The 12,405-nt window shown below is 37.9% G+C and carries 10 protein-coding genes; 3 read left to right on the forward strand and 7 right to left on the reverse strand.

The features are described 5' to 3' along the window. Positions 1 to 148 precede the first annotated feature (148 nt). The 5 genes from DL897_RS00365 to DL897_RS00385 all read right to left on the reverse strand — a co-directional run bounded on the left by DL897_RS00365 (position 149) and on the right by DL897_RS00385 (position 7,635). Positions 149 to 1,132 (reverse strand): alpha-ketoacid dehydrogenase subunit beta, encoded by a 984-nt coding sequence (locus tag DL897_RS00365; protein ID WP_113657148.1) that lies wholly within the window; start codon positions 1,130 to 1,132, stop codon positions 149 to 151. A gap of 21 nt (positions 1,133 to 1,153) precedes the next feature. Continuing rightward, positions 1,154 to 2,143, reverse strand: coding sequence for a thiamine pyrophosphate-dependent dehydrogenase E1 component subunit alpha (locus DL897_RS00370; protein WP_113657149.1), 990 nt, complete (start codon positions 2,141 to 2,143; stop codon positions 1,154 to 1,156). A 14-nt stretch (positions 2,144 to 2,157) separates the two neighbouring features. Further along, a complete protein-coding gene (gene lpdA, locus DL897_RS00375; RefSeq protein WP_113657150.1) occupies positions 2,158 to 3,582 on the reverse strand; it encodes a dihydrolipoyl dehydrogenase in 1,425 nt (474 codons plus the stop codon). A 429-nt stretch (positions 3,583 to 4,011) separates the two neighbouring features. Next, positions 4,012 to 5,109 (reverse strand): Glu/Leu/Phe/Val family dehydrogenase, encoded by a 1,098-nt coding sequence (locus DL897_RS00380; protein ID WP_113657151.1) that lies wholly within the window; start codon positions 5,107 to 5,109, stop codon positions 4,012 to 4,014. A gap of 480 nt (positions 5,110 to 5,589) precedes the next feature. After that, positions 5,590 to 7,635 carry a sigma 54-interacting transcriptional regulator gene (locus DL897_RS00385; protein WP_113657152.1) on the reverse strand — a complete coding sequence of 682 codons (2,046 nt, stop codon included), beginning with the start codon at positions 7,633 to 7,635 and terminating at the stop codon, positions 5,590 to 5,592. A 187-nt stretch (positions 7,636 to 7,822) separates the two neighbouring features. Here DL897_RS00385 and DL897_RS00390 point away from each other — a divergent pair, with 187 nt between their 5' ends. The 3 genes from DL897_RS00390 (at position 7,823) to DL897_RS00400 (ending at position 9,895) form a co-directional block, all read left to right on the forward strand. Beyond that, positions 7,823 to 8,167, forward strand: a complete 345-nt coding sequence (locus tag DL897_RS00390) for a DUF2627 domain-containing protein (RefSeq protein ID WP_113657153.1) — start codon at positions 7,823 to 7,825, stop codon at positions 8,165 to 8,167. A gap of 162 nt (positions 8,168 to 8,329) precedes the next feature. Continuing rightward, entirely contained in the window at positions 8,330 to 9,298 is a 969-nt protein-coding gene (locus DL897_RS00395) for a superoxide dismutase (RefSeq protein WP_113657154.1), read from the forward strand. Positions 9,299 to 9,658: 360 nt separating this feature from the next. Further along, positions 9,659 to 9,895: a hypothetical protein gene (locus DL897_RS00400; protein ID WP_113657155.1), complete on the forward strand. Its 237-nt coding sequence runs from the start codon at positions 9,659 to 9,661 to the stop codon at positions 9,893 to 9,895. Positions 9,896 to 10,132: 237 nt separating this feature from the next. Here the strand turns inward: DL897_RS00400 and spo0A are convergent, their stop codons facing one another. Both spo0A and spoIVB read right to left on the reverse strand, forming a co-directional pair. Next, the gene (gene spo0A, locus DL897_RS00405) at positions 10,133 to 10,912 is read right to left on the reverse strand and encodes a sporulation transcription factor Spo0A (protein WP_113657156.1); all 780 of its coding nucleotides are present in this window, start codon (positions 10,910 to 10,912) and stop codon (positions 10,133 to 10,135) included. A gap of 95 nt (positions 10,913 to 11,007) precedes the next feature. Next, a complete protein-coding gene (gene spoIVB / locus DL897_RS00410; RefSeq protein WP_113657157.1) occupies positions 11,008 to 12,339 on the reverse strand; it encodes a SpoIVB peptidase in 1,332 nt (443 codons plus the stop codon). Positions 12,340 to 12,405: the final 66 nt, after the last annotated feature.

Below are 12,405 nucleotides of genomic sequence, written 5' to 3' on the forward strand. Positions count from 1 at the left end.
ACTAGAGGAATTGTTATCCCATTTCACTATTTCAAAAGCTTTAACGGGGGATCATTTTTTGCCTAATACAACGCTCATTACCCGAAATGATCCCTCGACCAGCTTACTTACAAAGTCTGTTTATATGGTAGTCTTATTTTACTTAGATCTAAAATTCAGCTAGCTCACGAATGGCTGTTGCAATTTTTTCGGGGGTTAGCATAAACTCTTTTTCTAAAATAGGGCTATAAGGCATCGCAGGTACGTCTGGTCCACATAAACGTCGAATGGGGGCATCGAGTTCAAAAAATGCTTCTTCTGCAATGACAGAAGCTACTTCACCAGCAAAGCCACCTGTTTTATTATCCTCGTGAATAATTAATACTTTCCCTGTTTTCGCTGTGGCTTCTAAAATAGCTTCTTTATCCAAAGGAACTAATGTACGTAAGTCCAAAACATGGACATCGATTCCTTCTTGTTCCAAACTCTTTGCTGCCTCTAGTGAATAGTGTAAGGTCAAGCCATAAGAGATGACAGTGACATCAGTTCCTTCACGCTTGACTGCTGCCTTACCGATCGGCACTGTGTAATCTTCTAAAGGAACTTCTTCTTTAATTGCCCGATAGCAGCGTTTATGCTCAAAAAAGAGAACAGGATCATTATCACGAATAGCAGCTTTTAATAACCCCTTCACATCATAGGGAGAAGCAGGCATCACAATTTTTAACCCAGGGACACCTGTAAAGATCTTTTCTACACTCTGTGAATGGTATAATGCCCCATGAACTCCACCACCGTAAGGTGCACGAATAACTAATGGACACTCCCAATTACCATTGGATCGATAGCGCAACTTTGATGCCTCGCTAATGATCTGATTGACAGCGGGCATGATAAAGTCAGCAAATTGCATTTCAGCAACAGGGCGTAAGCCATACGCAGCAGCTCCAATCGCAACACCTACAATCGCCGATTCGGTGAGTGGTGTATCTAACACGCGGTCTTCCCCAAATTGCTCATATAGTCCGACTGTAGCACGAAACACCCCACCACGTACGCCTACATCTTCTCCCAATACAAATACCTTGGAATCTCTCTCCATCTCTTCTTTTAATGCTAAAGTAACCGCATCAATATAACTCATTACTGGCATCCAACAGTTCCCCCTTCTCTACTAGGCATAAACATGTTTATACAAATCTTCTGGGGCTGGATACGAAGCTTTTTCGGCATATTCAGTTGCTTCATTGATCTCCTGCATAATCTTCGCTACTATTTCTTGATCTTTTTCTTCTGTTAGCAACTCGTGATCCATCAAGTACTTTTTAAATACCACCAGAGAATCAACTTTACGTGCTTCCTCTACTTCTTCGGAGGAGCGATAGGTTCGATCATCATCATCACTCGAATGTGGAACTAACCGATATGAAACAGCTTCAATCAAAGTCGGGCCTTGTCCAGAGCGAGCTCGCTCTGCAGCTTCCTTCACTGCTTGGTAAACTTCCAGTGGGTTATTTCCATCCACTTTAACTCCTGGAAAACCATATCCTTTTGCACGGGCAGCAATATCTCCGCCTGCAACTTGTTTGGTCAAAGGGACGGAGATCGCATATTTATTATTTTCCACCATAAATATAACAGGTAAGTTATGCACACCTGCAAAGTTACAAGCTTCATGCCAATCTCCCTGATTACTAGATCCTTCTCCACAAGTGGTTAGAACAACATGATCTTTCTTTTCTAACTTACCAGCATAAGCAATGCCGACGGCATGAAGTACTTGGGTAGTAACAGGACTAGAGCCACTTAGAATACGATATCGATGATCACCATAGTGTCCGGGCATTTGTCTCCCACCGCTATTCGGATCTTCTTTTTTAGCAAAGGCTGAAAGCATATTATCACGAGCTGTTTGACCAAATGCTAATACCATGCCGAGGTCACGGTAATAAGGGCATAGCCAATCTTTCTCACGATCCAAAGCAAAGGCTGCTCCTACTTGAATCCCTTCTTGCCCCTGACATGAAATCACAAAAGGAATTTTCCCCGCTCGATTCAAAAGCCACATACGCTCATCAATTTTACGAGCTAACAACATATATCGATACATTTCTAGAACTTGATCATCAGTAAGTCCTAAAGCAGTATGTTTTAATTCGCTCATACAAACTCCCCCTTTTAGCCATGAATCGGTTTGCCATCAACAGCCAAAGCCGCTTCTGCAAAAGCTTCCGATAAAGTCGGATGTGGATGAATGGTTTGGGCAATTTCCCACGCTGTGGCATCTAATACTTTTGCTAAGCCTGCTTCTGATATCAAATCAGTTGCATGAGGTCCAATCACATGTACCCCTAATAAATCATCTGTCTTCTTATCGGCAATTATTTTAATAAAACCATCGATTTTTCCATATACCAGTGATTTGCCCACACCACGGAATGGGAATTTTCCCACTTTTACTTCATATCCTTGCGATCTAGCTTCAGATTCAGTCAATCCAATGCTCCCAATTTCCGGACGGCTATATGTACAACGTGGGATCGTAAGTGGATCTATCGGTTTTACCTCTAGACCAGCCATATGCTCTACTGCAAGTATTCCTTCATGGGATGCTACATGCGCAAGTTGATAACCCCCAATTACATCGCCAATTGCGTAAATATGAGACTCAGCAGTCTGCATAAATTCATTTACTTGAATAACATCCTTCTCAACTTTAATAGAAGTATTATGCAAACCGATATCTTCGATATTTGCTTGTCTACCTACAGATACCAGCACTTTCTGTGCAGAGAATGTCAATGAATCTTGATTTTTCTCGGCTTGTAAAGTAACTTGATCATTTTCAATGGAAACAGTTTCAGGCAGAACTTTTGCACCTGTTATTACTTTTATTTTTCTTTTCTTTAATAAACGTGTCATCTCTTTACTTACATCTTCGTCTTCGAAAGGCAGGATCCGATCTGCATATTCAAGAATCGTTACGTCTACTCCAAAATCATTTAATAATGAAGCCCATTCAATACCAATAACTCCTCCACCGATGATAAGTATGGAGTTAGGCAAAGAACGTAGATCAAGCGCATGATCTGAAGTCATAATAAAGTCGCCATCGATGTTTAGTCCAGGTAATGTTCGTGGTCTAGACCCTGTTGCAATTAAAACATATTGTGGAGTAAGCATATCTGATTCACTACCATCCACTTTTTCTACCGAAATGGTTCCAGGCCGTGGAGAAAAAATGGAGGATCCCAAGATTCTGCCTGTTCCATAGTAAATATCGATTTTATTTTTTTTCAATAACTGATCTACTGATTTATATAGTTGTGTTACTATCTTTTGTTTCCGTTCTTGCACCAAATACATATCTAATTGAATATCCCCTACTTGGATACCATAATCTGTACTTCTTTTTAAGTCATGATATACTTCCGCACTTCGTAGTAAAGATTTACTCGGGATACACCCTTTATGCAGACATACTCCACCTACTTTTTCCTTTTCTACGATCGCCACTTTCATTCCAAGATGAGCAGCACGTACTGCTGCGACATATCCCCCAGGACCTGCGCCTAAAACAACTAAATCGTAATTTTCGGCCATTGCTTACACTTCCTCTTGTTTAAGTTCTTCTTACGCAAGGCATTATCTTCGTTCTTTCATATATCAAATCGAATATAAATAATTTGGCTGAAGAGTCATTGCTATCCTCTAACCTTCTTCTCTTATATAGATAACAATAAAGTCGAATATCACGTTTAAAGTATGTATATTTATTTGGGCAAAGATCTAAACTTTTTTAACATGATAATAAAAAAGCGGAAATGAAAAGAACTATCACGAGATACACAGCTATTCATTGTTACATTCACAACTTAGCCACATGATTCGTCTACTTCATATTCCGCCTACGTCATCTTTGCTTTATAAGTTTTGACCACTTCCTATCAAAAAAGCTAGAAGCTATGAATCGTTAACTTTGGATATAGATCACTAAGGGTTCCCGTATAACAGCTACTCTCCAATTCATTCTTACCGGTGATCGAAATGAAGGATACTACGTTCATTACTTAAAAATGTACTACGTGACTTACGTACTGACTCAATTCTCTCTTCAGCCATACGATCTGCAGCTTTGTAGCTTGGAATACCATCACGTTTTGAAATTTCAAATACCTTTAATATACTATCATAAATTCCTTCAACTTTCTTCATAGCCCGTTCGCGATTATAGCCATATAATTCATCAGCCACATTAATCACACCACCTGCATTAATTACATAGTCTGGTGCATAAAGAATGCCTTTTTGCTCTAACATATCCCCATGTCGATCTTCTTTGAGTTGGTTATTTGCTGCCCCAGCAATTACTTTACACTTTAATCGATCAATTGTCTCATCATTAATGGTAGCTCCTAAGGCACATGGAGCAAAAATATCACAATCTACATCATATATTTCATTTGGGCTAATGGACTCAGCATCAAAAGCTTGAACCGCACGTTTTACAGAGTCGGCATTAATATCCGTAACGACCAACTCAGCTCCTTCTTCATGTAAAAGTCTACATAAATTAAATGCTACGTTTCCAACACCTTGAACAGCTACACGTTTGCCTTTCAAGGAATCTTCCCCAAATGCTACTTTTGCAGTAGCCTTCATCCCACGATATACACCATAAGCTGTAACAGGAGAAGGATTTCCACTCGCCCCAAAAGCGTCAGAAACTCCAGTCACATACTTGGTTTCCATAAAAATATGATCCATATCCTCTACAGCAGTTCCTACATCTTCTGCTGTAATATAACGACCGTTTAACCCTTGAATAAAACGGCCAAACGCTCTAAACAACTCTTCACTCTTATGTTTTTTGGGATCACCAATAATAACTGATTTTCCTCCACCCAAGTTTAGTCCTGCTGCCGCATTCTTATAAGTCATACCTCGGGATAATCTTAGTGCATCAATGATCGCTTCTTCTTCCGATGCATAATTCCACATGCGACACCCGCCTAATGCAGGTCCCAGTGTTGTATCATGAATAGCAATAATAGCTTTTAAGCCTGAATTCTCGTCCTGACAAAAAACCAATTGTTCATAATCATATTTTGCCATCTCTTTAAAAATCATAAGAATTTACCTCCACTATCATCTCATAAAATTTAAGTTCAAGTGTAAATACAAGCGAGTTAATAAACAAGACATTCTGTCCTTAATACTAACACACCCACAGAGCAACCTCCAAAATATACCATAAATTTCTATAAAAAGTGATTTACTCTAATCAGTTGCTCATGTTGATCCTATATAAAAGATGCGCTTCTATACTAGGAGTGATCTAGCTTTTTGATCGAATGGTGCAATATACTCCACATATAAGTCACTAAAGTATGCGCTTTCTTTTTTATCACCAGCTCCATGATTAATAGAACTATTTGTGTAGATTTTCTTGGATAGTTTTTGCATTTTATCAAGCACCATACTAAAAATGCAAAAATCATGCCATGGTGAAACTTTAAAGAAACATTCGTATAATCTTATACAAAAACGAATAACATCTGCAAAACAATGCAGACTAAACGAAGTAAATTGCCTGCAAAAAATTGCATTTCAAATCATACCATATTTTTCCAATTTATAATATAAACTCCTTACAGAAATATTTAAACGGCGAGCGGTTTCTGTTTTATTTTTACCACAATCCATATAAACTTCGGTTATGTATTCTTTTTCTACATCAGCTAGTATTTGTTTTAAAGACTTATCATATATCCTTGTATTTTTTTGTGGACGATAGTGGGAAGAAGATAGCTCTAAGGTAGGAAGATGTATACATTGAATCACCTTTTCATTTAGAGCCATATGAATAATAGCTCGTCCAAGTACGTTTTCCAATTCTCGCACATTTCCAGGCCAAGTATATTCAGCTAACATCCCAAGTGCTTCCATAGCAATGTCTTCAACACTACGTCCATATTCCTGATTTAACTTTTTTATCAAGTAAATGGATAGCTCATATAAATCATCTAATCGTAAGCGTAGAGGTGGAATATGAATCGGAACCACGTTAAGTCGATAATATAAATCTTCACGGAAGCGCTTTTCTTGAATTGCTTTTTCCAAGTAAACATTTGTAGCGGCTATAATACGAACATCTACTGAGATCGATTTCGTACCCCCAACACGTGTTACCTCTTTCTCTTGAAGTACTCTAAGCAATTTCGCTTGAATACTTGGCTTTAATTCACCAATTTCATCTAAGAAAAGGGTTCCACCATTGGCTTCTTCAAAAAGTCCTTTTTTCCCACCACGCTTTGCTCCTGTAAAAGCCCCTTCTTCATAACCAAAAAGCTCACTTTCAAGTAAGGACTCGGAAATAGCAGCACAGTTTACCCGGACAAATTGATTATATTTTCGGCTACTTGCATTATGAATGGCATGAGCAAACAGCTCTTTCCCAGTCCCCGATTCACCACGAAGCAACACAGTGGCACGTGTTGTAGCAGCTTGTTTCGCTAAGTCAATTGCCATTTTCATATTTTCACTTACCGCTACAATATCATCAAATGTATATTTTGCCTCCAATGTCCGGATAATCCGTCTAGCTTTTTCTAAATCACGATATAGCTGTTTGATCTCTGAAGTATCATGCAAAATACCTACGCTACCTTTCAGCTCATGGTTAATCACAATCGGTGCAACATTAACTACTACTTCCTTCCGATGAGGTCCCACTTTAAGCTGCACTCCACGCACTGGTTTTTTTGTCTTCAATACTTGCATATGCATGCTTTCACCTTCGGAGATATCTACATCTGCTGGCTTTCCGATTACCTCTTCAGCACTTAAACCGGTTAAGCGCGTATAAGCTGGATTAATTAAGATCCCTTTTCCTTCGGCATCTACTACGGATATGGCATCATCTGAAGAGTCGATAATCGCTTGCAATAAACTTTTCATATCTTCCAGATCGGTCAATTGTTCGGTTAAATGTTGCAATTCGCTAACATCGCGAAAGACAGACACAGCTCCACTTACCTTCCCTGTTCGATCTTTTACAGGAACACGATTTGTAACAATAGCTCTTCCACCGGGAATCTCTAATTTCTTATTAAGATCAGAAATTCCATTTTTTAATACCACATCTAAACGAGTATAGGGTATCATTTGATTTACATTTTTCCCTAATACATCTTTTGCCTTTAATCCTAGCAATCTTTCGGCTGCTCGATTAAATATGGTAATTTCGCCAGCTTGATTCACCGCCAACATACCATCATGAGTTGAATTAATAATCGCTTCTACTTCACGATGTCTTTGACGTAAAGCTTGAAAAAGTTTTTCATTCTCCTTAACTAAGCGAGCTAATAAATCGATGACCGTTCCCGATAAGACAGTGATTTTCCCATTCTGCTGTTCTAATAGAGCATTTATAGTTGGATCATTCGATGTATCTAAAATAATATCGGGGTTTAATGTCAAAAAGGAGAGCAAATCCGTTCCTGTGGCTATTTTTTGTCGAGAAGCTTCTTGAATAGCCGGGGCATCTTTTTGGTGATCAATAACCCCAAGCACCTGAACTTCTTTAATAGTGAGCAGCATTCTAAGTAACACAGCTCCATTTTGCCCACCACCAATCATTAATATTTTTTGCATAAAACCTCTCCCTTTTTTCTTTTAATATTTAACATACTCTAGTAAAATTTTCTCAGTTACAGTTGCTTATTATTATCGTTCTAAATACAAGAATGAACGACAATCTTGATCCAAAAATACACACCTATATCCTAGGGCTAGCATTTATATCACAAATCAGTTACCATATGGATGGGAGTGAAAAGATATGTCAAATCCGAATTTAAAGCCAGTATATCAGCGCATTTTAGCTATCCTTATTCTTTGTATACCCGGAGCACTTGGTATTTATGGATGGACAATCATACGGGACGTATTATTTAATTATTTTGCGAACCAAGGTTTTGCTTGGCTTCCCTTTTTAGGTGGAACTCTTCTCCTTCTGATAGCATTATATTTCTTAGGTGGGTTCATTTTTTATAGGGATAAAAAGAATAATCGTATTCAACCCAAATTGCTAAGTAAAGAAGAACAAGAAAAATTAGCTGAACTAAAAAAATCAGGTCAAATCAAAAAAGATAATGATAAATATAGTTATTATAAAAAATTATAATACTTTATCATAAACAAAAGAAACATCCTTTTAATGGATGTTTTTCTTTTTGAGCCCCATTTACCTCATTCGGTCAAAAAGTAATCCAACAATCCCAAAGGTAACTTCTTTTATCATGCATGAAAGAGGATGATCATATATTAAACCAAAGGAGGGATTTCTATGTACCCTACATGGGAATACTCACTATTTAAAAAATCGATTTTAAACTCTATCGACCTATGTCAAAAATGGATTCAGCAACAGCAAAATCACATTTCAGATGAATCTACATTATCCGAGCTTAATCAATTAGCTACTCAACTTCAACAAATCGAATCAATGGCTGCCTCTCCAATTAGCTATCCGGCACAACTGTATAATTGGCTAGATGAAACAATTCGATTACAGAAACGTGTTAAAAAATGGATTCAACAAGAAGCTATGCCTGCTACTACTCTTATCGCTTCTGAACAAACTGAGGATCATCCAGACTCGTCCTCCTCTTTACATCAAAAGAGCAAACGCGTACCGATCGGTCAGCATCAACTTCCACCGCTTCCATATCCATATGATGCACTTGAGCCCTATATCGATGAAAAAACCATGCGACTACATCACGACGAACATCATCGCTCTTATGTAGAAGGATTAAATCAGGCCGAAAAAATGCTTGAACGTGCTAGACAATCCGGCAATTTTAAATTAGTGAAGCATTGGGCGCGTGAACTTGCTTTCCATGGAGCAGGTCACTATTTACATACCCTTTTTTGGGAGACCATGAATCCCAAAGGTGGTGGAAAACCAACAGGACCTCTGTTAAAACAAATAGAGTGTGATTTTGGTAGTTTCCCTGCTTTCCAAAAGCATTTTACAGAGGCCGCTGATAAAGTAGAAGGGGGCGGATGGGCTATTCTAGTATGGAGCCCTCGCTCACATCGATTAGAAATTTTACAAGCCGAAAAACACCAAAACTTATCTCAATGGGACGTGATTCCACTTTTACCACTTGATGTTTGGGAACATGCCTATTATCTAAAATATCCCAACAAACGCAAACAATATATTAATGCTTGGTGGCATATTGTTTACTGGCCTAAAGTACAAAAGCGTTGGGAAGTCGCACGTCACGTCCTTTGGAAACCTTTTTAATCTCCAAGATTTCCTCAAGTAAATATCAATCATAAAAGTACATACAAAAAACCCTATCCACTTATATAAAATGATAAAATGTAAATAGTAAAATATATTTTATTATTCAGTTAATAATATCAGCTTTTTTCTTAATATCTTCTATAAGCAAAGGTTAAAAGCTCTTTGGACTCATGTTGAAATACCAGTGAGTGAGGAAGCAATGAGCGTCAAGTTAAAATGGAGCTAATTTACACCTAGGTATCATTACTTGAAGTATAAAAAAAGAGAGGTGAAAAGTCTGCTGCTATAAAAGTAAAAGTTATTTAGTAAGAGATATCTAAGAAATCATTATACCAATTTTAGTAGCAGACGATTGGTATGGCTAAGAAGAAAAGAAGTCGTGAAAAACAAAAGAATAAACCAACTAAGTTGAAATATACACTGATTGCTCACCAGTTTCATAAAGAAACGATTGCTCCTCTAGTCAAACAATATCGTAGAGCTATGTGTTTAAAAAATTATGATGCTGCCCGAGATTTTTTTCAACAGCTTACAGAGGCTCGCCAACATCATCGCTTACTTCTTCATCGCAAAGAAAAAGTGCGAATAAAATAAAAACGGCTGTCTCCTTACCTTAAAAGATACTTTGTATATCATCCAGCAGTTCGTTATCCTTTTTGATCACGAACTGCTGGATGTTCGTTTCTCCCCAGTTCATAATGTTACAAAAAAATACCGCTCTATGAAATATCTCCATAGTCGCGGTATGATTCTAAATCTTACTATCAATCAAATAGAATAGAAATCTAAAAGATAAGTCCAAAAACATAAACATAATAACCCTTTCTATATTTATACGACGCGATGCTCAATACGTAACTTATCTGCTACCATCGCAATAAATTCACTGTTCGTCGGCTTCGCTTTGGTTACATTAATAGTATAACCAAAAAGACTACGAATCGACTCCATATTCCCTCGACTCCATGCAACCTCAATCGCATGTCGAATAGCTCGTTCAACCCGGCTCGGTGTTGTATTAAATTTTTCCGCAATACGAGGATATAATGACTTTGTAATGGATCCAAGTAAGTCTACTTCGTAATATACCATAGTAATTGCTTCACGAAGATAAAGATATCCCTTGATATGAGCAGGTACACCAATCTCATGAATAACATTCGTAATATTGGCATCTAAATGATTTGAGCGATGGGTTTGTGTATTCAATGTAATTTTACGAGAAGGTGTAGAAGTTACCCCTTGCATTTGACGAATACGGTGGGTAAGTACTTCCATATCAAAAGGTTTCAATATATAATATGAGGCTCCTAATTCTACTGCACGCTGAGTAATATTCTCGTGACCAAAAGCTGTAAGCATAATAATCTTTGGAATCGGTTGAATATTTAGCTCCTGTACTTGCTCAAGTACACCCAAACCATCTAAATGAGGCATAATAATATCCAAAACTAATACATCAGGTACCCGCTCTTTCAATAAATCAATGACTTCTCCTCCATTATAAGCAACGCCAATCACTTCTATATCGGATTGGCTGGATAAATACTCTTTTAATAATTCGGCAAATTCTCGATTGTCATCTGCCAAAGCTACTCGAATTTTCTCCACAGAACCCCTCCTCCGTCGTCCGATAAAAAGTCCTCATTTAACTTTTCGACATTACCTCATATGTTCCTGCTTAATAGCAATTTTTTCCATGAGAATTATGCGACAGCGGACCCTTGTAATAGATCCGCTGTCGAATTAATTACTCCTGCATCATGTAACATCCATTCTATAAAAGTACCATAACCTGCTTTCGGATCATTGACAAATACATGTGTGACCGCACCCACCAACTTACCATCTTGAATAATCGGACTCCCACTCATTCCTTGTACAATTCCGCCTGTTTTTTCCAATAAACGAGAGTCTGTTACTTTAATAATCATTCCTTTAGTTGCAGGGAATTTTTGTTTCATCACATGTGAAATTTGAATATCAAACGCTTCTACCTTCTGCCCTTCCACGACTGTTAAAATTTTTGCAGGCCCTTCTTTCACTTGTTCGGCAAGTGCAATAGGAATAGGTTTTGTATAAATCCCCTGATTAGGTGATTCGGGCATCTGACCAAAAATACCAAATGGCGTATTTTTGGTAATGTTACCTAAAACTTGTTCTTCATGAAAGAAGATTGCTCGCTTTTCACCAGGCTCTCCTGATTCCCCTTTTTGAATTGATGTAACATTGGAGTGAAGAATTTTACCACTACCTACTCGAATCGGTTGTCCTGTATCCATATCAGTTATGACATGTCCTAATGCACCATAAACTTTTTTTTGGGGATGATAAAAAGTAAGCGTCCCTACCCCTGCTGCTGAATCCCGAATATACATTCCTAAACGATAAGCTTGATCCTTTTCATCATAAATAGGGTGGAGCTGTACCTTTTTTTCTTTCCCATTACGATATAGATGAATGATGAGTGCTTTTTTGTTCTTTCCAGCTTCTTCAACGGCTTTTGATACATCTCCCACATGATGAATAGATACATCGTTAATCTTAATTAAATAATCACCGATTCGAATATCTGCTCTTTCAGCTGGAGAAATACTACTTTGTTGGTTTTTTATAAAATGATGTCCAACAACTAAAGCGCCTGATGACTTCAACTTGACTCCAATGGATTGTCCACCTGGAACGACACGAATATCAGGTAATACACTCACATTAACCCGCTTAATAGGTAACATGCCAAACAACTTTACCGTAAGCAAAGTTTTTCCTATATCATGGGATGATAAGATAAAAGGATGTCTTAAATCAATGGGAATCAGATGTCGGCTTAACCCATTCACTTGAATAACTTGTGGGTTAGAAACATTTGCTGTAGCTGAAACAGGCATATCTAATCGTAACTTCTGAAGCTGACCCTTCATTAAACGGATTTCCACTGGAAAATGGGTAAAGTGCCGAAATACTGTGCTTGTACTGCCCAAAAGCAAAAGAAGCACCAGGAGAACTCCAAACCATTTTTCTTTATATCTTTTTTGCAAAATCCACCACTCTCCTGAGCCTCCTGCCTAACCTTCACTAAGAGCTCTTTGTAAGCTTAAGATGTC

It is taken from the genome of Thermoflavimicrobium daqui, from assembly GCF_003313465.1.
GTDB classification, from domain to species: domain Bacteria; phylum Bacillota; class Bacilli; order Thermoactinomycetales; family Thermoactinomycetaceae; genus Thermoflavimicrobium; species Thermoflavimicrobium daqui.

Excerpts from the sequence above, each read along its gene's own strand:
- DL897_RS00365 (WP_113657148.1), bottom strand. The coding sequence starts at position 1,132 with ATGCCAGTAATGAGTTATATTGATGCGGTTACTTTAGCATTAAAAGAA.
- DL897_RS00370 (WP_113657149.1), bottom strand. The coding sequence starts at position 2,143 with ATGAGCGAATTAAAACATACTGCTTTAGGACTTACTGATGATCAAGTT.
- lpdA (WP_113657150.1), bottom strand. The coding sequence starts at position 3,582 with ATGGCCGAAAATTACGATTTAGTTGTTTTAGGCGCAGGTCCTGGGGGA.
- DL897_RS00380 (WP_113657151.1), bottom strand. The coding sequence starts at position 5,109 with ATGATTTTTAAAGAGATGGCAAAATATGATTATGAACAATTGGTTTTT.
- DL897_RS00385 (WP_113657152.1), bottom strand. The coding sequence starts at position 7,635 with ATGCAAAAAATATTAATGATTGGTGGTGGGCAAAATGGAGCTGTGTTA.
- DL897_RS00390 (WP_113657153.1), top strand. The coding sequence starts at position 7,823 with ATGTCAAATCCGAATTTAAAGCCAGTATATCAGCGCATTTTAGCTATC.
- DL897_RS00395 (WP_113657154.1), top strand. The coding sequence starts at position 8,330 with ATGTACCCTACATGGGAATACTCACTATTTAAAAAATCGATTTTAAAC.
- DL897_RS00400 (WP_113657155.1), top strand. The coding sequence starts at position 9,659 with ATGGCTAAGAAGAAAAGAAGTCGTGAAAAACAAAAGAATAAACCAACT.